Below are 18,642 nucleotides of genomic sequence, written 5' to 3' on the forward strand. Positions count from 1 at the left end.
GAAAAACCAACTCTACGCAACCGAACGGCGACAACACGACGTGACTTCAACAGATGATCCGGATTCAGCGCCGCCCGAGAGTTCAGCGCAGAGCTTCAGATCAAACCGACTTCATGAAATTTCGCCGTCACGATTTCCTTGTCGAACGGCTTCATGATGTATTCATTGGCGCCCGCATGAAGAGCACGGGCGATGTGAGCGACATCGTTCTCGGTGGTGCAGAACACCACCTTCGGCTTGTCGCCGCCCGGCATCAGACGCAGATTGCGGAGGAACTCGTAGCCATCCATGACCGGCATGTTCCAGTCGAGCAGGATAGCGTCCGGCATTCCGCGCTTGCAGACTTCCATGGCCTTCTCGCCATCTTCAGCCTCGACGATCTGGAAATCCAACCCTTCCAGAATGCGCCGCGCGACCTTCCGGATGACGCTTGAATCGTCAACGATCAGACATGTTTTCATGTTAGCCTCTTTTTCCTCAGGTCCCGTGTGGGCCGCTGTCACGGGGCTTTGCGTTATTTCCCAAAACTGTTCTTAGGCGGCGAGCATGTCCGGATTGATTTCCAGAACGCGGTCGACATCGAGAACAACCATCAATTGCCCTTCGAGCCGGTGCACGCCGCCCGCCATTTTCGCCATGCGCGGATCAAGATTGACCGGGTTCACCTCGCGGCTGTCGTCCGCAAGCTTGAGAACCTCGCCGATACTGTCGATCAGGAGGCCGTAGGATTCACCACGCAGGTCAACACCCACCGCCATCGGGACCTTGCCGTCCTCGTTCTTGGGCAGGCCGAGACGTGCGCGCATATCGATCGCGGTGACGATCCGGCCGCGAAGGTTGAGAACGCCCGCGACGTCGGCAGACGCCAGCGGGACTCGCGTCAGCCGCTCCGGCATGAACACGTCCTGAACCCGTGAGATCGGCAGCCCGAACAACTGTCCGCCAATCATCGCGGTGACGTATTCGGTGATTCCGCGGTCAGCGCCGTCGACATTTGTATCCATTGTCATGTTCCTTACGCCGCCTGCTTGACGTCAGCGGTTTGTTCTTTCAGGGCGGCGATCAGTCCCGGCCGGTCGAATTTCGCGACATAGTCGTGGAAGCCCGCCTGGCGGCCGCGTTCGATCGCCGCCGGTGACACCACCGACGACAGCGCGATGATCGGCATCGCTTCCATGCGGCGGTCGGCGCGGATCGCTTCGGCGAACTCGAAGCCGTTCATGTCCGGCATCTCGATGTCGGTCAGAACGACGTCGAACTGATTGCCGGAGCGCAACACCGAAAGCCCTTCGTGTCCGTTCTGCGCGACCGTGACCCGATACCCTGCCGCCTTCAGAACGGGGGCGAGCATGTTGCGGAAGAACGCGGAGTCGTCGACCAGGAGAACGGTCTGGGCGGTTGCCGACAGACGCATTTCCTTGCGGCTGAACCAGTCGGCGAACGCCATCGGCAGGAAGTGACCGACGTCGATCACCTCAGTCGCCTGGCCCTTAACGACCGCGGAGCCCAGCACGCCATCGCGTGTGCTTGCCACTTCGATGCTGAGCTGCTCCTCGACGATATCGATGATTTCATCGACCACGAGACCCATCGAGCGCCCGTCATCGGCGAACACCAGGATCGGCTGCACGCCGCTGTCGCGGATCGAGACGCCTTCGATCTCGACCAATGGCATCAACTGCTCGCGATACTGGACCATGTGACGGCCGTTCGACATCTCGATCTTCTCGACCGCGATTTCTTCAAGCCGGGTCACCAGCGCCAGCGGCACCGCCTTGGGCTGAGACGATCCCGCGCGGAACACCAGCAGCGAGGTCAATTGAGCATCGGAGTTCGAGCGGGTCGAAGCGTTCTCGTCACCGATTTCGCTCTGTGTCGCGGCAGCCGTACCGAGCGACTGCGCGATGCCGTTCGGATCGATGATCATGATGACGGCACCGTCGCCGAGAATTGTGTTGCCCGAGAACATCCCGATGTGGCGAAGCTTGGTGGACATCGGCTTGACCACGATTTCCTCGGTGTGGAAAACGCCGTCGACCACGATACCGAAGGTCTGGCTGCCGACCTGGGTGACCACGATGAAGCCGTTCTCCGGATCGATCGACGCGCCGTCGTCGATCTTGAGCAGCTTCTTCAGATGCATCAGCGGCAGCAGCTTGTTGCGCAGCCGCAGAACCGGCGTGTCCTTGATCCGCTCGATGCGATGATCGGAATTGGAGCGCGCGCGCACCAGTTCGACCACGGACAACTGCGGGATCGCGAAGCGATCGCCGGCGGCTTCCACGATCAGCGCGGACACGATCGCCAGCGTCAGCGGGATCTTGATGGTGAAGCTCGACCCCTCGCCCGGCACGGACTTGACGTCGATGGTGCCGCCGATCTGGTCGATGTTGGTGCGAACCACGTCCATGCCGACGCCGCGGCCCGACACGCTCGTAACCGCCGCAGCCGTAGAGAAGCCCGGCGCGAAAATGAACTTGTGGATCTGCGCCTCGGTCATCTTCTCGACGTCGGCTTCGGTGACGAGGCCGTTCTGTACGGCCTTCTGCTTGATCCGCTCGGTGTTCAGGCCGCGCCCGTTGTCGGCGATGCAGATGATGATGTGACCGCCCTCATGATAGGCGGAAACGCGGATCGTGCCCTGCTCCGGCTTGCCGGCGGCGACGCGGTCGGCGGTCGTCTCAAGGCCATGATCGGCGGAGTTGCGGACCATGTGCGTCAGCGGGTCCTTGATCAGGTCGAGCACCTGGCGATCGAGCTCGGTGTCGGCGCCGTGCATCTCCAGTTCGATCTGCTTGCCGAGTTCGCTGGACAGGTCGCGCACGATGCGCGGCAGCTTCTGCCAGGCATTGCCGATCGGCTGCATCCGCGTCTTCATGACGCCTTCCTGCAACTCGGCGGTAACGTTGGAGAGCCGCTGCAGCGGCACCTTGAATTCGGAATCCTCGTTGCGGCGGCTGATCTCGAGCAACTGGTTACGCGTCAGCACCAGCTCCGACACCATGGTCATCAGATGTTCGAGGGTGTCGACATTGACGCGAATGGACTGGTTCGCGATCTTGTCGCCTTCCGCGGTATCGTTCTCGATCACCGGCTTCTTCGGCTTTGACGCGGCTTTCGGCGCGTCGGCCTTTGGAGCGGGCTGCGCAACCGGCGCAATCGACGGCGATGCGACTTCGATTTCGGTTTCGCGGAAAGCGCGCTCAAGCTCGTCGAGCGAAACTTCGCCGGGACGCAGTTCGCGTTCCAGCGTCTGATCGACCATCATGCCGACGGTCACCGGCTTGGCTGCAACCGGCGCAGGTGCGGCAGGCGCAGCTTCCATCGCGGCCATGCCCTGCTCGACCATATGATGAAGCGCGTCGATCAGATCGACATCGGCGCCTTCCGGCTCCGCTTCGGTTGCCTCAAGCTGGCCGAGAATGTCCTTGATGCGGTCGATGGTGCTGAGGATCAGCGTCACGGCTTCGCCGGTCACCGGCATGCCGTCGCGGAATTTTCCCATCAGCGTCTCAGCTGCGTGCGCGAGCGCTTCGAGCCGCGGCAATCCGAGAAAGCCGCAGGTGCCTTTGATCGTGTGAACGAGCCGGAAGATGTTATCGAGAATCTTCGCGTTGTTTGGATCCTGTTCGAAACGAACCAGCTGGTTGTCGACAGTGTCGAGACTTTCGTTCGTCTCGGTAAGAAACTCACGCAACAGATCGTCCATGAATCAAGCCTTCGCGCAAACGGGCACGCAACACACGTCTCCCGGAATGCGGTCAGTTTCGACGCAAAGCGTTTAATATTGGTTGAGCATTTGGAAAAGAACGCGCTGAACAAGACGCTAAGGCGCCCGCCCCGGAGTTGGATGTCTCCGGGTGCCGCCGTTCATTAAGAGTTTATGAAGATGGGATCGGACCACTAGGCCGCAGTCACCACCACGGCGTCGGGTTCAGCAGCCAGCGACACCTTCAGCTCGCAGGCCTGCGCCAGCAAGGCGGTATAGTAAGGCTGCACCGCATGCGCGGACACCGAACCGGCGTTGTCGAGGTTCAACTGCGCCGCGACGTTCTGCGGCTCGCGCGCATTGGTGCCTGCGGCGCGAATGCGAAATCCCATCGTGTCGCCCTCGCCCACCGGATCGACGATCAACTGGCCGCCACGCGGGATCGCCTGCTGCGCGATGACGAGCATGTTGAGCAGCAGCTTGACCCGGTTCTTCGCCATCAGCACGTGCGGGAGGTTCCAGACTATCTTAGTCTTCTCGTCCTCGAGATGATTGCGCGTCATCTTCTGCGCTTCGCCGAGATCGATCTGGGAGCCGGCAGACCCTGCGGCGCCATAGGCGATACGGCAGAACTGCAACCGCGCGGAGGTGGATTTTGCGCTCTTGCGGATCAGATCGAGCGCGAACTCCTTGTCGTCTTCCTTGTTGCTGCTGTCGAACACCTCAAGACCGTTGACGATGGCGCCGACCGGGTTGATGAGATCGTGGCAGACGCGCGAACACATCAACGCGGCGAGTTCGAGTGCATCGGGTGTGGGACCGGGAGTTGACGTGCCAGACATGAATTTCCTCGGATTTTCCAGCGATTTCCTGCGATCAAGATGGCCGCAGGGTGCTGACGCGGCGAATCAAGCGTGCTTTATGGTTTGATACACTGCGGCTGGCCCTGCGGCCACCGAGGCGCGACACGAACCACAGCGGATTGAAGACCGATCCATGACCGAAACCCCTGCGATCGACCGGGATGCCGCTGCGGCTCTGATGGAGCCGTTGACGGACATCGTCGTGCAGGCCGGGGCGGCAATCCTCGCGGTCAGCCGCGCCACCATGCTGGTCGAGGGAAAATCCGACGGTTCTCCCGTTACGGAGGCAGACATGGCGGCCCACCGCATCATCGCGGACGGCCTGGCGAAACTCGCGCCGGATATTCCGGCCCTGTCCGAGGAGCGCACCGACCTGGCCGCCCGGCCCTACAAGAACAGCTTTTTCCTGGTCGATCCGCTCGACGGCACCAAGGAGTTCGTGGCCGGACGTGACGAGTTTACCGTCAATGTCGCGCTCATTACCCACGGCGCGCCGGTGCTGGGCATCATCGCAGCCCCCGCCCTGGGACTGCTCTGGCGGGGAATTGTCGGCCGGGGTGCCGAGCGCCTTTTGATGACCAAGGACGGCAAGGCGCGCTCGGCCCAGCCGATCCACACCCGCCCTCATCCCGGCCCGCGCACGGCCTGGATCGTGGCCGTAAGCCGGTCGCACGGCGATAAACGGACCGAAGCATTCATCGCCGCCCGGCCCGGAGCGATCCGGCAGGCGCTCGGCTCCGCGGTCAAGTTCGGCCGGATCGCCGAAGGCGGCGCCGACATCTACCCCCGGCTGGCCCCGACATCCGAATGGGACGTGGCCGCAGGGCACGCGGTGGTGACTGCGGCGGGCGGACGGATCACCGACAGCAAGGGCGCGGCGCTGTGCTTCGGAGAGGCGCGCGAGGACTTTCTGGTGCCCGAGTTCATTGCGTGGGGGGACCCCGCCGCAGCCGATCAGTAAGCCGACAGCGTCTCGAGAAGCGCCGGCCATTTGCCGTTGGCCTGTTTGACCACTTCCTCAGGATTGGCGGCAAAGGCGTTGCGGTTGTCTTCGCGGCTGAAGAGATACAGCCGCTCGCCGGACACCAGCCACAACCGCGCCTGCCCCACGACGGTCTTGCCGCGCGCCACGTCGACAGGGTCATAGCCGCCGAACCGGGGTCCGTAGATATCCGGATGGCTGAGGAAAACGGCGCGGTTGGCTTCGTTCCGGAAACGCCAGACGGCGCCATCCTTGGACGCCTCGATGTCGGGCTGCCCCCTGGCCGCCTCGGCATCGGTGAAATAGGCCACAGGGTCGAAGCCATCGATGGCAAGGCCGCTATGGCGGTTCACCACCACCCGTTCGGTGACCGCGGACGCGCTGGTATACGGCCCGGCCAGCCCGGCAAGGACCGCAAGACAGGCGATTCCAAGGCGTTGCCCTTTATTTTCTTGCCGCCGTGCCGTCATAGTTGATGCCGATAAACAATCGAGTCGGGGACGTGGGACCGCAGCCTATGCCATTGCTTCTCAGCAAGGCGTTAAGCGATGGACATGAAATCCGGCCATCTGGTGGTCCAAGGGGTTCTTTCATGACCTTTGCTTCGCGCCTCGCGGCGCTGGTGTTTGCAGCGATGATTTCCCTGGCCGTGCCAGCCTCGGCCCAGCAGCGCGCCTCTAATACCTATGGGCCGGACGAACTGGTCGGCGCGGGCCACAGGTTCTTCGGCAACGTGTCGCGCGGACTGGCGTCCGTGATCGAGCGCGCGGTGAGCCAGTGGGGTCTGCCCAACGGTTATGTTCTCGGCGAGGAAGGCAGCGGCGCTTTCGTCGCGGGACTGCGCTACGGCGAAGGCACGCTCTACACCAAGAACGCCGGCGACCTGCGGGTCTACTGGCAGGGACCGTCGGTCGGCTTCGACTGGGGCGGCGACGGCGCGCGCACGATGGTGCTGGTCTACAACCTGCCCGCGACCGACGCGATCTATCAGCGCTTCGCCGGCATCGACGGCTCTGCCTACATTATCGGCGGCTTCGGCATGACGGCGCTGACGGCGAACGGCATCGTGCTGGTCCCGATCCGGTCGGGTGTCGGCCTGCGGCTCGGCGCCAATATCGGCTACCTGAAGTTCACGCCGCGCGCGACCTGGAACCCTTTCTGACACTTTCCTGACAGGATGACCGGGGCATCGCCCGCCTGCCTTCAGGGAGGCGGGCTGATTCACGTTAACACGCTGTCCCGCTAGCTTTTTCCCCGCCCGCCGTGGCATGGTAAAAAACGATTTAATCTAGCTCAGGGGTCACACATATGGTCGAACCGATCATGTATTTGGCGATCGGTTTTCTGGTCTCGATGCTGTTCGGTCTGATGATCGTGCCGCTGGTCCATAACCGTGCGGTCCGGCTGACGACAAAGCGCCTCGAAGCCGCGACCCCGCTCTCGATGGCCGAGATCCAGGCCGACAAGGACCAGTTGCGGGCCGAGTTCGCGATGTCCGCCCGCCGGCTCGAAATGAGCGTCGAGCAGCTCAAGAACAAGACATCGAGCCAGCTTGCCGAACTCGGCAAGAAATCGGATGCGATCAACCGCCTCAAGATCGAACTCGGCGAGAAGAACGCCGCAATCTTCGCGCTGGAAGCGCGCGAGAAGGCGCTGAAGGATCAGTTGCGTGCGACCGAAGAAGAGTTCAGCGCCAAGACGCAGTCGCTGCGCACCGCCGAACAGCAGCTGTCCGACAAGCAGGGTGAACTCGGCAAGCTCAACAGCGAACTTTCCCAGCGCTCAATGACGGCGGAAAGCCGTCAGGTCGAACTGCTCGCGGTCCGCAGCCAGATCGAAGCGCTGCAAAGCCGCGTCAATGACGCCGAGAAGGAAGTGTCCAGCAGCCGGCAGCGCCTGACCGACCATCGCAACGAAGCCGAGATCGCGACCCGCGAACTCAGCGACGCGCGCGGAAAGGTCGAGGATCTGAGCGGAAAGGTCACCGACCTCGATCGCCAGCTCGTGGTGCAGACCAAAGAAACCGAAATGCTGTCGGCGCGCGTCACGGATCTCGAGAACCGCCTCGCCTTGCAGGGCAAGATTCTCGCCGAGCGCGAATACGAGAACACCCTGTTGCGCCAGCAGGCCGAGGCTGCGAAACAGACCGAGCAGAAGCTGCGCGAAGACATGGCGTCCGGCACCGGCAATTCCGCGGCGCTGGAGAAGCTCCGCGCGGAAAAGGCTTCGCTCGAAGAACAGCTCACCGTCGCCCGGGATGAGCGCGCCAAGTTACAGCGCGACATCAATCTCATTCAGCAGCAGGCGGAAAGCTCGTGGTCCACCGAGCGCATGGAAAACGCCCTGCTGCGCGAACGCATCAACGACATCGCAGCCGAAGTCGCCAAGCTTGCGGTGACGCTGGAGGGCCCCGACTCGCCGATCGAGGCGATCCTAGCGTCCGAGGAGCAAAAGCCCGCGATCAGCACCATCGTCAAGGCGACCACGGCGAACGGCGCTGCCCCAAATGGCGCTGCAGCGCCTGGCCCCGCCACCGAGGCGCGCGGCACGCTGGCGGAACGGATTCGGGCCTTGCAGGCACATGCCTCACGGGCGCGTCAGCCGGGATAGATTGACATTCAGCATCTACGGCGGGATTTCAGCCGAATTCTGAAGCACACGGGCCGGCCGCGCTTGACACCCCTGCCCCTGCTTCCGTAAATCCCCGCTCCGAAAGATATCCGGTGGTTCCGGGCGCATAGCTCAGCGGGAGAGCGTTCCCTTCACACGGGAGAGGTCCAAGGTTCGATCCCTTGTGCGCCCACCATTTCCAAAAGACATTTCAGGAAACATTTTAAATTGCGCCGCGGCAGCGGCTGGAGAGTGGCAATGACGGCACTCGACACTTCGCTGCAGGACGGCCCCGCTCGCGCGGCTGTGTCTCATCCCAAACTGATCATTGCCAGCTTCGAACCGCTCGACCAATCCAGCCACTGGCTGAACGAACTCGTGTCCTTCAAGACCGAGGGAAGCGCGCTGGAGATGTCTGTCGCAATTCTCGCGCTCCGTTCCGCCGATGCGGATGTTGCGGCATCTCTGTCCGCCCAGGCCGTTCTCAGCCCTCTGCCCGCGTTGGACGTCACTGACGACAACTACGTCACCGAACTTGTTGCCTACAGCGATGCGGAACATATTCTGGAACCGCTGTGGGCCCGGTTCGAAGAACTTGCCGCGCAAGACCTGATCTATTTTCCGCGTGGGCATCCGATCCTCATTCGGGGCATAGGCTCGTGGCTCGCCCGGCGTCCGCCAACGCTGCGCCCGAGCGTGTTCTTCCGCATCATCGGCGACGAACTGACCGATCTCGACACCGGACGCTACAGAGCCAGAGCCGCCCTTTACCGGCTCGCATGTTCCGATCTCCGCACGCGCCCCGGACAAGAGCGCGTGTTCTTTCTGGTCAATTCAAAAGCAAAGGCGCGCACCGTCTCGCGCGTGTGTCGCCGGCGGCCATTCATGATGCAACACCATTTCGGCCGGACCTTCACCGATTTGCCGGACGCAACGCCAACGACTCCGGCCATCTACGTGCATCTGAACAACAGGTCGGGCACGCTTGCCGAAAATCTGAGCGAGATTGTTCAGCGCGTGACCCGCGCCGAGCCGAGGGTCAGGTTTCTCATCAAGATCCCTGCCAGGTTCGCGAACTCCATCGCAAGGCTGAAGCGGAAGGCAGCCTCATCCGTCGAGATTATTTCCCACGAACAAGGCATCGAAGATTACTTCACCAATCTGACCCGCGCTTCTCTGGTATGGCTGGCCTATGACGCGCAGCCGTACAGAGCATTAACGTCAGGCACGTTCACCGAAGCCGCAAGTCTCGGCAAACCCGTCGTTGTGCCGCAGGACACATGGATGGCCGAGAAGATCGCGGAGGGCTACGGCGTTGGGGTGATGTTCAACGACTCTGCGGTGCGAACAGTCGCGGACGCGCTTCTGAGCGCGGTGCGCAATCCGGATCTCGCCGCCGCCGCGCGTGCGATTGCTCCACGCCTTGGCGTCGAGACAGGTTGCCGCCGGTTCATCGAAAGTATGATCGCGCTCGCCAAAACCACGCCGGATATCGAGCCGGACTATCAGATCGGCGGCGAGATCGATTTCGGCAGCTCGCTCGACTCGCGCTGCTTCATGCGGAATGGCTGGGGACCCACCGAGACGTGGGGCGTCTGGACTGTGGAGCGCAGCGCTGAACTCGCGTTGCCGGTTCAGGCAAAAGCCGGCGATCGGCTTGTCCTGAATGCGCTTGCCCATGCGTTTCTGGGAAAACAACGTGAACCCGTTCGCGTTCGCGTGTTTGCCCGGGATGAGCAGATCGCAGAGTGGGTTTTCGAAGCTGGAAGATTGAATCAGCCCCGGTGGCTGACGGCGTCGCTTCCGCCCCAGACAGACGAAGCGTCCGGAGACGCCGTGACAATTTCGTTCGAGATCGACGCGCCGCGATCACCGCTATCCGAGGGGATGTCGGCCGATCCGCGAACTCTTGGATTGGGATTGTCGCGATTGTCCTTAACCGCAGCCACGTAGTACGTCGCGTCAGATCAATCGAACGCGGCCTTGACCGTGGCGTATTTGCCGCCGAGCGTGGTGCCGAGGCCATTGACCGCGGCGACAATCGCGACCGCGATGCCCGTCGCGATCAGCGCATACTCGATCGACGTCGCAGCTCTCTCGTCGCGGATAAAATCAATCGCCTTCTTCATCGGATCAGCCTCACTGCATTTCTTGCACATGACGGCTTCGCGATAAGAGCATTAGATGAAGCCACGGCTAATCTAGCGGCAAGAAGCTGCCGAAGACTTAACTCAACCTTTACATGATACCGCCGAAAGCAAATCGGCAAACGGTTTGCGTCGTCAATCGTGCCGGACCGATTTCAGAGCCAGCAGCGCCAGAAGCTTCATGCGTTCCGGATCACGCTCGCCTTGCGACGCAAGCTCGACAATATTTTTCGCCAGCGCCTGAACCCGCGCCGACCCAACCGGAAACGGCAGGGTCTCGACCGCCTCCTCAAAGGCCTGCGTCATCGCTGCAATGGTGTCGGGGCTGAAGGACGAGCCCTGAAAGACGTTCATCTCAGGAACCCCCGCGAGAATGCTTCTACGTATTCAACGCAGAAGCCTCGCGCGAGGTTCCTTCCATTATTGTCGGTTACATCACCACTTCGATCAGCCGCGGCCCCTTTTCACGCACCGCGTTGGTCAGCGACTTTGAAAAGTCCTCGGCGGTGGTGACCGACTGAGCGGACACGCCCATACCTTTCGCCAGCGACACCCAGTCGAGGGTGGGATTGTCGATATTCAGCATGTCGAGCGCCTTGCGTCCCGGCTCGCCGGCATCGACGCCTGCAAACTCGCCCTTCAGGATCTGATAGGTGCGGTTGGCGAAGACGATGGTGGTGACATCGAGTCCTTCGCGCGCCTGTGTCCACAACGACTGAAGCGTGTACATCGCGCTGCCGTCACCGACCATGCAGATCACCTTGCGGTCCGGGCAGGCAACCGCGGCGCCGGTCGCGACCGGGGTCGAGAAGCCGATCGAACCGCCCATGTTCTGAAGCCAGTCATGCGGCGCCGCTGCCGCCGTCGGCGGAAAAAAGCCGCGGCCGGTGGTGATCGATTCATCGACCACGATGGCATTCTCGGGAATGGCCAGCGCGATCGCCTGCGCGATGGATGCGTGCGTCAGCGCGCCGGTCGGTTTCGCGAGTTCGACAAGCTGCTGCGGTTTCGCGTCGCTCGCCTTGGCGCCGAGTGCATCGGCCAGCGCGTGCAATGCCGCCACCGAATTCTCGCCGGACTCGCACATGCGATGAACCTCACAGCCTTCGGGCTTCAGCAGGCTCGGCTTGTTCGGATAGGCGAAGAACGCCACCGGGTCGTTGGTCTCGACCAGAACGATGTGGCGGAAATCCTTCAGGATCGGCAGCGCCTGCTCGATCACATAGGGAATGCGGTCAATGGAGAAGCGGCCGCGGCCGCGCGCCATGCGCGGATTGTAGGTCTGGCCCATGACCTTGCAACCGGTCTTGCCGGCGATGCGCGCGGCGAGGGCCAGTCCTTCTTCCGTGAGGGCCTTGCCGGTCAGCAGCAGCAGCGTCTGCTCGCCGCTGCGCAGAACGCGGGCCGCCTCGTCGACCGCCTGCGGCGAGTAACTGGCGCGCTGCGAATCCTCCGGCACCTGCGCGATGCCGTCGGCTTCGTTCCAGGCGGTGTCGGCCGGAAGGATGAGTGTCGCGATCTGTCCGGGATGGCTTCTCGCCGCGGCAATGGCGGCGGCGCCGTCGCGCGCGATGGACTTCGAATCCGGCGAGGTGCGGACCCACGCCGACATCGGCCGCGCGAGACCTTCGATGTCCGAGGTCAGCGGCGCGTTGTATTCGATGTGATAGGTCGCATGCTGTCCGACGATGTTGACGATGCCGGAATGCGCCTTCTTGGCGTTGTGCAGATTGGCGAGGCCGTTGGCGAGACCGGGCCCCAGATGCAGCAGTGTCGATGCGGGCTTCCCGGCCATGCGGTAATACCCGTCAGCGGCGCCGGTGACGATGCCTTCGAACAATCCGAGCACGCATCGCATCCCCTCGACACGATCCAGCGCGGCGACAAAATGCATCTCCGATGTTCCCGGATTGGTGAAGCAGACATTCACATCGCCCGCGACCAATGTTCGCACCAGACTTTCCGCGCCGTTCATCATTCCACTCCCGCTCAAAGCTTTTTGTTGTGACGCCTTGTTGTGGCGCCGTTAGATGAACCATCCTTATGACAGTTCGTCAAAGCCTGCGGTAGATTGGAACGGCAGCGCGACCGTGCAGGCGGGGCATGTCTCGCAGAAGTCACGCCCCCGGCGGATAATGGGCTGCCCCGAAGCCTTTCACGCGTCCGTGGGTTGCGAAGACAGGCAAATTGTGGCCTTTCTCGCAGAGTTCATGGCACCTGTTCCCGGTTCGCCAACATTTCCGCCCCGGTCTGACGATCTCTTATGAGGATTCTAATGACGCGCCTTTTGACCGTAATTCTTACCGCAGCGACATTGCTCGGCGGCACCAGCCTCGTGATGGCGGACGCCGAGTACAATCCGCTGGCCGATCTTTTCAGCTTCACGAACCGCAGCGGCACCGGCCCGATACCGCGCACCACGGTCGGTTTCCTGGGCAACTATGCACCGGGCACGATCATCATCGATACCAAGGAACGCCGCCTGTATCTGGTTCAGGAAGGCGGCCGGGCCCTGCGTTACGGCATCGGCGTCGGCCGCGACGGCTTCCGCTGGGGCGGTGTCCATCGCATCACCGCGAAGAAGGAATGGCCGAGCTGGACGCCGCCGGCGCAGATGCTGCGCCGCCGCCCGGACCTGCCGCGCCACATGGTCGGCGGTCCCGACAATCCGCTCGGTGCGCGCGCGATGTACCTCGGCTCGACGCTTTATCGCATTCACGGCTCCAACGAGCCGGAGACGATCGGTCAGGCTGTTTCCTCGGGCTGTTTCCGCATGGTCAATGACGACGTCATCGACCTGTACGATCGGGTGCGGGTCGGCGCGACGGTCATCGTCAAGAACTAGGATTCGGACAGGATCGGCCTCGGCTCGGTCCCTGCCGCAAAACTCTGCAAAGGCCGGCCCTCGTGGCCGGCCTTCTCGTTTTCTCACCGGCTGCCCTGTGCGCTCTTGCATGCGGGCGGCATGACGGCTAGCTCATGTCTGTCATGGAAACGTCATCGGCAATAAGACGGCTGATACCGGGGATCGTCCTTCTGGGCAGCCTGACGCTCAGCACGACATTGTGGTCGCCGACCCTCGCCGAAGGACCCAATATCAGCGCACGCCAGCGCAATGAAAAGAAAGCTTTCACAGACAGCCAGATCATTGACGGCTTCATGAAGACGGCGTTCGGCGCGGAGTATCATCTCGCCGGACGCGTTGATCGTATCCGCAAATATCACATGCCGGTGCGCGTCTTTATCAACGGCTCCACCCGCGCCGACCGGCAGAAGCAGATCGGAAAGGTTGTCGGCGATATCGCAAGGCGCGTGCAGCATCTCGACATCGCGATCACACCCAGACGCGACGACGCCAACACCATCATCACGCTGGTCCGCGACCGCGACCTTCAGAAAACCATCACGTCATTCTACGGCGCAGAGAAGGCCAAGGAAATTCACGACACGCTGGACCCGCAATGCCTTTCCGGATTTCGCAAGAACGACAACTATGAGATCCAGCATTCGGACGTCATCCTGACGGTCGACAACAGCGACTTCGTGTTCCTCGACTGCGCCTATGAGGAACTGCTGCAATCCCTCGGGCCGATCAACGACACCGATTCGGTGCCATGGACGATGTTCAACGACGACGTCTCGATGGGCTTCTTCGACATCTACGACCAGTACATCATGAACATTCTTTATGACCCGCGCATCAAGGCCGGCATGACCGTCGACGAGGTCCGTGAGGTGCTGCCGGCCCTTCTGCCGGACGTGCGGGCTTGGGTCGCGAAGGTCAACAACCTGCCGCGGTAGCCTTGCATCGCCCGAGCGCGGCTTTGCGCTTCGTCATTGCGAGGAGCTCTTGCGACGAAGCAATCTAGCTTCTTCTTTTTATAATGGATTGCTTCGCTTCGCTCGCAATGACGTCGAGGTCGCCTAAGCCGTCTTGTCGAACAGTTCGCGGCCGATCAGCATACGTCGGATTTCGCTGGTGCCGGCGCCGATCTCATAGAGCTTGGCGTCGCGCAAGAGCCGCCCGGTCGGGTAGTCGTTGATATAGCCGTTGCCGCCGAGCAACTGGATCGCGTCCAGCGCGCACTGGGTCGCACGCTCCGCCGCGTACAGGATCGCGCCCGCGGCGTCCTCGCGCGTGGTCTCGCCGCGATCGCAGGCCTTCGCGACCGCATAGACATAGGCGCGGGACGCATTCATCGTCACATACATGTCGGCGACCTTGCCCTGCACGAGCTGGAAGGTGCCGATCGGCTCGCCGAACTGCTTGCGTTCGTGGATGTAGGGCATCACCACATCGAGGCAGGCCTGCATGATGCCGAGCGGTCCTGCCGCCAGCACGGCGCGCTCATAGTCGAGACCGGACATCAGCACGTTGACGCCGCGTCCGACATTGCCGAGCACGTTCTCTTCCGGGACTTCGCAATCCTCGAATACCAGTTCGCAGGTGTCGGAGCCGCGCATGCCAAACTTGTCGAGCTTCTGTGCGGTCGAAAATCCCTTCATGCCCTTCTCGATCAGGAACGCGGTCATGCCGCGCGGGCCGGCCGCCGGATCGGTCTTGGCGTAGACCACCAGCGTCTCGGCAACAGGACCGTTGGTGATCCACATCTTGTTGCCGTTGAGGACGTAGCGATCGCCCTTCTTGTCGGCGCGCGTCTTCATCGACACGACGTCGGACCCTGCGCCCGGCTCGGACATCGCCAGCGCGCCGACGTGTTCGCCCGAGATCAGCTTCGGGAGATACTTTCGCTTCTGGGCTTCATTGCCGTTGCGGCGGATCTGGTTGACGCACAGGTTGGAGTGCGCGCCATATGACAGCCCTACAGACGCCGAGGCGCGGGAGATTTCCTCCATCGCAATACAATGTTCGAGGTAGCCGAGCCCGGAGCCGCCGAAATCTTCCTCAACAGTCATGCCAAGCAGACCCAGCGCGCCCATCTTGGGCCAGAGGTCGCGCGGGAACTGGTTGGTCTTGTCGATCTCTTCGGCACGGGGCGCGATCTCGTTCGCCGAGAAATCGCGCACGGTTTCGCGGATCGCATCCGCGGTCTCGCCGAGATCGAAATTGAACATGCTGTGTGCGTTCGGAATCATCAGGTTCTCTCCCCGGGTAGCTTTTGCCAGCCCCTTGTTTGGCGGACCATGCCACGGGCCGGTTGCGGGGAGAAGGGCCGCAAGCGCCGGAACGCGCCGGCCCCGTCTTGCGGCAAATCTGCCCCTGGATGCCGGGCAGATGGCCACAAAGCGGGACGCCGAAATGTCTTGTGCCTGACATTTCGGCGGGCAATTTGGTCAGGCGTCGCTGCCTTACGCCAGCGCGCGCGAAGCCTCGCGCACCTTGCGGGTCGATTCATCGACCGAGCGGGTCGCCTGCGCGATATCGGTCATGCTGGAGTTGATGTCGGTCACGCCCTTTGCCGCGACCTGCATGTTGGACGAGATGCTCTGCGTCACCGAGGCCTGCTCCTCGACCGAAGCCGCGATTGCCGCCGAAATCTCGTTGATGCGGGAGATCGTCTGCGTGATCGCCTCGATGACATTGACCGCGCTGGTCGTGGTCCCCTGCACTTCGGCGATCTGAGCGCTGATTTCATCGGTCGCCTTTGCAGTCTGGGTCGCGAGGCTTTTGACTTCCGATGCCACGACAGCAAAGCCCCGGCCCGCCTCGCCCGCGCGCGCCGCCTCGATGGTGGCGTTCAGCGCCAGCAGGTTGGTCTGTTCGGCAATGTTGTTGATGAGCTTGACCACATCGCCGATCTTTTGCGCCGCGATGGCGAGACCCGAAACGATGGCGCTGGTCTCGTTGGCCTGTTGCACCGCCTGCAGCGAGATGGATAGCGCATCCGACGCCTGGCGGCTGATTTCACTCACCGAAGCTGCAAGCTCCTCCGCACCCGAGGCAACGGCCTGCATGTTGGACGATGTCTGCGTCGATGCGCTCACCGCCGACGTCACCCGCTCGGATGTGGAGGTGACCGCCTCGGTGATCTGCCCGAGGTCGATGTCGATGGATTTCTGCACCTCGCTGCGGCGGATGCGATCCTCGACCTGCGCCGTGGTGTCGGTGGCGAACTTGACCACCTTGACGAGCTTGCCATCCGCGCCCCGGATCGGATTGTAGGAGGCCTGAATCCAGACCGTCCTGCCGCCCTTGCCGACGCGCTTGTATTCGGCAGCCTGATAGTCACCCCGGCGCAGCGCATCCCAGAAGTCGCGATAGGCGGCGCTGTCGCGATACTGAGGCTCGACGAACATGCCGTGATGCCTGCCCTGGATCTCGTCCAGCCGGTAGCCGAGCGTCTTCAGGAAGTTCTCATTGGCGGTGATGATCGTGCCGTCGAGATTGAACTCGATCACGGCCTGCGACTTGTGAATGGCAGCGATCTGGCCTTCGTAATCGGCGCTCTTCAGCTTCTGTTCGGTGATGTCGGTGGCGAACTTCACCACCTTGTACGGCTTGCCGCCGCGGCCCATCAGCGGGTTGTACGACGCCTGGATCCAGATCTGGCGCCCGCCCTTGGCGATGCGGGGAAACTCGCGCGACTGGTGCTCTCCGCGGCGCAGCGCGTCCCAGAATTCGCGATATTCGGGCCGGTCGCGCAGTTCGGGGTCGACAAACATGCTGTGGTGTTTGCCCTGAATTTCGTCCAGCCGGTAACCCATGGCAGTTAGGAAATTCGGATTCGCGGTCACGATCGTGCCATCGAGGTTAAACTCGATGATCGCCTGAGATTTGCTAAGCGCATCGAGCTTTGCCGCAAGCTCCTGAGAAGACTTGAACAATTGCATTTTCCATGCCCCTGGGTCAGATCGACGCAGCAAGGCTAGGGTTAACTGGTTAAGCAACTTTTACGCGAACATGTTTGTAATGGTTCCCTCTGATGGAATCCGCATTGTCCTACCGCCTGACGCTTTGGAGCGACAAAACTCCGGCTTGCTGCGGCGGTAGCGACGCGATGTAATTCTCCTAAGCAAGCCTCCGGGACCAACCCACGGAAGCACGTCAAAGGGAGACACCCGATGCACGGAACGCTCGATCCTGCGCGGCATTCGGAACTGAACGCGGCGCGCGAGAAGGCCTATTCCACGCCGATCGAGCAATTCAATCCGGGGGACCCCGACCTTTTCCGCAACGATACGTTCTGGCCGTACTTCGAACGGCTGCGCAAGGAAGACCCGGTTCACTACTGCAAGGACAGCCAGTTCGGCGCGTACTGGTCGGTGATGAAGTACAACGACATCATGCATGTCGAGACCAACCACCAGATTTATTCGTCGGAGGCGAGCCTCGGCGGGATCACGATCCGCGATGCAGCGCCCGAGTTTCGCCGGCCGATGTTCATCGCGATGGATCAACCGAAGCACAGCGCCCAGCGCAAGACGGTCGCTCCGATGTTCACGCCGACCCATCTCGACGAACTGGCCGGAACCATCCGTCAGCGCGCGGCCCAATGCCTGGACGCACTGCCCCGCAACGCGACCTTCGACTGGGTCGACCGGGTCTCGATCGAACTGACGACCCAGATGCTCGCAACCCTGTTCGATTTTCCATGGGAGGATCGCCGTAAGCTCACGCGATGGTCCGACGTCGCGACCGCCCTTCCCGGCAACACCGACATCATCGCATCGGAGGATGCGCGGCAGGCGGAGTTGCAGGAATGCGCCGCCTATTTCTCGAGATTGTGGAACGAGCGGATCAACGCTCCGCCGAAAAGCGATCTTCTCTCGATGATGGCGCATGCCGAAGCGACGCGGGACATGGACCCCAAGACATTTTTGGGAAACCTCATTCTCCTGATCGTCGGCGGCAACGACACCACCCGCAACTCGCTCTCGGGCGGCCTCTACGCGCTGAACGAAAATCCGGCCGAATACCAGAAGCTGCGCGGCAACCACGCGCTGGTCGACAGCATGGTGCCGGAAGTCATTCGCTGGCAAACGCCGCTGGCCCATATGCGCCGCACCGCGCTGCAGGATACCGAACTGCGCGGCAAGCAGATCAAAAAGGGCGATAAGGTCGTGATGTGGTACGTCTCGGGCAACCGCGATGACGAAGTGATCGAGAACCCCGACAGCTTCATCATCGATCGCGCCCGGCCGCGCCAGCATCTGTCGTTCGGCTTCGGTATTCACCGCTGCGTTGGAATTCGCCTGGCGGAATTGCAGTTGAAGATCGTCTGGGAGGAGATTCTCAAGCGCTTCGATAACATCGAAGTGGTCGAGCCGCCGCATCGGGTGTATTCCAGTTTCGTCAAGGGCTACGAGACCCTTCCGGTGCGGCTGGCATCATAGCAAAGCCGGCATCCGGCAATAAGAATCGGGGCGTCA

Annotated in this window: 17 protein-coding genes and 1 tRNA gene; 8 read left to right on the forward strand and 10 right to left on the reverse strand. The window is 62.0% G+C overall.

All coding sequences use genetic code 11. From position 1 onward, the window contains the following. Positions 1-95: 95 nt before the first annotated feature. The 4 genes from AC1RM7_RS09655 to chpT form a co-directional block, all read right to left on the reverse strand. Positions 96-461, reverse strand: coding sequence for a response regulator (locus tag AC1RM7_RS09655; protein WP_006021886.1), 366 nt, complete (start codon positions 459-461; stop codon positions 96-98). A gap of 72 nt (positions 462-533) precedes the next feature. Continuing rightward, entirely contained in the window at positions 534-1,004 is a 471-nt protein-coding gene (locus tag AC1RM7_RS09660) for a chemotaxis protein CheW (RefSeq protein ID WP_006021887.1), read from the reverse strand. Between the two features lie 11 nt (positions 1,005-1,015). Then, positions 1,016-3,709, reverse strand: coding sequence for a hybrid sensor histidine kinase/response regulator (locus AC1RM7_RS09665; protein ID WP_024920921.1), 2,694 nt, complete (start codon positions 3,707-3,709; stop codon positions 1,016-1,018). A gap of 194 nt (positions 3,710-3,903) precedes the next feature. Continuing rightward, positions 3,904-4,551, reverse strand: a complete 648-nt coding sequence (gene chpT / locus AC1RM7_RS09670; RefSeq protein ID WP_024920922.1) for a histidine phosphotransferase ChpT — start codon at positions 4,549-4,551, stop codon at positions 3,904-3,906. A gap of 154 nt (positions 4,552-4,705) precedes the next feature. Between chpT and cysQ the strand changes: the two genes are divergently transcribed. Further along, on the forward strand, positions 4,706-5,533 hold the full coding sequence (gene cysQ, locus AC1RM7_RS09675; protein WP_006021890.1) for a 3'(2'),5'-bisphosphate nucleotidase CysQ: 828 nt from the start codon (positions 4,706-4,708) through the stop codon (positions 5,531-5,533). On the opposite strand, the gene AC1RM7_RS09680 is transcribed toward cysQ, so the two are convergent. Then, on the reverse strand, positions 5,527-6,024 hold the full coding sequence (locus AC1RM7_RS09680; RefSeq protein WP_024920923.1) for a YHS domain-containing (seleno)protein: 498 nt from the start codon (positions 6,022-6,024) through the stop codon (positions 5,527-5,529). The genes cysQ and AC1RM7_RS09680 overlap by 7 nt on opposite strands. A 122-nt stretch (positions 6,025-6,146) precedes the next feature. Here AC1RM7_RS09680 and AC1RM7_RS09685 point away from each other — a divergent pair, with 122 nt between their 5' ends. From AC1RM7_RS09685 to AC1RM7_RS09700, 4 genes are all read left to right on the forward strand, one after another. Further along, a complete protein-coding gene (locus AC1RM7_RS09685; protein ID WP_006021892.1) occupies positions 6,147-6,716 on the forward strand; it encodes a DUF1134 domain-containing protein in 570 nt (189 codons plus the stop codon). Between the two features lie 146 nt (positions 6,717-6,862). Further along, positions 6,863-8,164, forward strand: a complete 1,302-nt coding sequence (locus tag AC1RM7_RS09690; protein ID WP_024920924.1) for a coiled-coil domain-containing protein — start codon at positions 6,863-6,865, stop codon at positions 8,162-8,164. Positions 8,165-8,285: 121 nt separating this feature from the next. After that, positions 8,286-8,360, forward strand: a tRNA-Val gene (locus tag AC1RM7_RS09695). Positions 8,361-8,422: 62 nt separating this feature from the next. Next, a complete protein-coding gene (locus tag AC1RM7_RS09700; RefSeq protein WP_024920925.1) occupies positions 8,423-10,117 on the forward strand; it encodes a glycosyltransferase family protein in 1,695 nt (564 codons plus the stop codon). A 14-nt stretch (positions 10,118-10,131) separates the two neighbouring features. Here AC1RM7_RS09700 and AC1RM7_RS09705 read toward each other — a convergent pair whose 3' ends face one another. The 3 genes from AC1RM7_RS09705 to AC1RM7_RS09715 all read right to left on the reverse strand — a co-directional run bounded on the left by AC1RM7_RS09705 (position 10,132) and on the right by AC1RM7_RS09715 (position 12,286). Then, the gene (locus AC1RM7_RS09705; protein WP_006021895.1) at positions 10,132-10,293 is read right to left on the reverse strand and encodes a Flp family type IVb pilin; all 162 of its coding nucleotides are present in this window, start codon (positions 10,291-10,293) and stop codon (positions 10,132-10,134) included. 153 nt (positions 10,294-10,446) lie between these two features. Further along, a complete protein-coding gene (locus AC1RM7_RS09710; protein ID WP_006021896.1) occupies positions 10,447-10,665 on the reverse strand; it encodes a hypothetical protein in 219 nt (72 codons plus the stop codon). A gap of 76 nt (positions 10,666-10,741) precedes the next feature. Further along, entirely contained in the window at positions 10,742-12,286 is a 1,545-nt protein-coding gene (locus AC1RM7_RS09715; RefSeq protein ID WP_024920926.1) for an acetolactate synthase large subunit, read from the reverse strand. 300 nt (positions 12,287-12,586) lie between these two features. Here AC1RM7_RS09715 and AC1RM7_RS09720 point away from each other — a divergent pair, with 300 nt between their 5' ends. Further along, positions 12,587-13,156 (forward strand): L,D-transpeptidase, encoded by a 570-nt coding sequence (locus AC1RM7_RS09720; protein WP_024920927.1) that lies wholly within the window; start codon positions 12,587-12,589, stop codon positions 13,154-13,156. A 143-nt stretch (positions 13,157-13,299) separates the two neighbouring features. Beyond that, positions 13,300-14,112, forward strand: coding sequence for a DUF2927 domain-containing protein (locus AC1RM7_RS09725; RefSeq protein ID WP_024920928.1), 813 nt, complete (start codon positions 13,300-13,302; stop codon positions 14,110-14,112). A gap of 123 nt (positions 14,113-14,235) precedes the next feature. On the opposite strand, the gene AC1RM7_RS09730 is transcribed toward AC1RM7_RS09725, so the two are convergent. Both AC1RM7_RS09730 and AC1RM7_RS09735 read right to left on the reverse strand, forming a co-directional pair. Further along, positions 14,236-15,408 carry an isovaleryl-CoA dehydrogenase gene (locus AC1RM7_RS09730; protein WP_006021900.1) on the reverse strand — a complete coding sequence of 391 codons (1,173 nt, stop codon included), beginning with the start codon at positions 15,406-15,408 and terminating at the stop codon, positions 14,236-14,238. A gap of 213 nt (positions 15,409-15,621) precedes the next feature. Next, positions 15,622-17,103 (reverse strand): methyl-accepting chemotaxis protein, encoded by a 1,482-nt coding sequence (locus AC1RM7_RS09735; protein WP_024920929.1) that lies wholly within the window; start codon positions 17,101-17,103, stop codon positions 15,622-15,624. Between the two features lie 231 nt (positions 17,104-17,334). Here AC1RM7_RS09735 and AC1RM7_RS09740 point away from each other — a divergent pair, with 231 nt between their 5' ends. Then, entirely contained in the window at positions 17,335-18,606 is a 1,272-nt protein-coding gene (locus tag AC1RM7_RS09740; RefSeq protein ID WP_024920930.1) for a cytochrome P450, read from the forward strand. The last annotated feature ends 36 nt before the right edge of the window (positions 18,607-18,642 follow it).

Source organism: Afipia sp. GW822-FHT03D08 (assembly GCF_058801645.1).

Bases quoted from the DNA above. Each gene is read 5' to 3' on its own strand.
- AC1RM7_RS09655 (WP_006021886.1), bottom strand. From the start codon at position 461: ATGAAAACATGTCTGATCGTTGACGATTCAAGCGTCATCCGGAAGGTC.
- AC1RM7_RS09660 (WP_006021887.1), bottom strand. From the start codon at position 1,004: ATGGATACAAATGTCGACGGCGCTGACCGCGGAATCACCGAATACGTC.
- AC1RM7_RS09665 (WP_024920921.1), bottom strand. From the start codon at position 3,709: ATGGACGATCTGTTGCGTGAGTTTCTTACCGAGACGAACGAAAGTCTC.
- chpT (WP_024920922.1), bottom strand. From the start codon at position 4,551: ATGTCTGGCACGTCAACTCCCGGTCCCACACCCGATGCACTCGAACTC.
- cysQ (WP_006021890.1), top strand. From the start codon at position 4,706: ATGACCGAAACCCCTGCGATCGACCGGGATGCCGCTGCGGCTCTGATG.
- AC1RM7_RS09680 (WP_024920923.1), bottom strand. From the start codon at position 6,024: ATGACGGCACGGCGGCAAGAAAATAAAGGGCAACGCCTTGGAATCGCC.
- AC1RM7_RS09685 (WP_006021892.1), top strand. From the start codon at position 6,147: ATGACCTTTGCTTCGCGCCTCGCGGCGCTGGTGTTTGCAGCGATGATT.
- AC1RM7_RS09690 (WP_024920924.1), top strand. From the start codon at position 6,863: ATGGTCGAACCGATCATGTATTTGGCGATCGGTTTTCTGGTCTCGATG.
- AC1RM7_RS09700 (WP_024920925.1), top strand. From the start codon at position 8,423: ATGACGGCACTCGACACTTCGCTGCAGGACGGCCCCGCTCGCGCGGCT.
- AC1RM7_RS09705 (WP_006021895.1), bottom strand. From the start codon at position 10,293: ATGAAGAAGGCGATTGATTTTATCCGCGACGAGAGAGCTGCGACGTCG.
- AC1RM7_RS09710 (WP_006021896.1), bottom strand. From the start codon at position 10,665: ATGAACGTCTTTCAGGGCTCGTCCTTCAGCCCCGACACCATTGCAGCG.
- AC1RM7_RS09715 (WP_024920926.1), bottom strand. From the start codon at position 12,286: ATGAACGGCGCGGAAAGTCTGGTGCGAACATTGGTCGCGGGCGATGTG.
- AC1RM7_RS09720 (WP_024920927.1), top strand. From the start codon at position 12,587: ATGACGCGCCTTTTGACCGTAATTCTTACCGCAGCGACATTGCTCGGC.
- AC1RM7_RS09725 (WP_024920928.1), top strand. From the start codon at position 13,300: ATGGAAACGTCATCGGCAATAAGACGGCTGATACCGGGGATCGTCCTT.
- AC1RM7_RS09730 (WP_006021900.1), bottom strand. From the start codon at position 15,408: ATGATTCCGAACGCACACAGCATGTTCAATTTCGATCTCGGCGAGACC.
- AC1RM7_RS09735 (WP_024920929.1), bottom strand. From the start codon at position 17,103: ATGCAATTGTTCAAGTCTTCTCAGGAGCTTGCGGCAAAGCTCGATGCG.
- AC1RM7_RS09740 (WP_024920930.1), top strand. From the start codon at position 17,335: ATGCACGGAACGCTCGATCCTGCGCGGCATTCGGAACTGAACGCGGCG.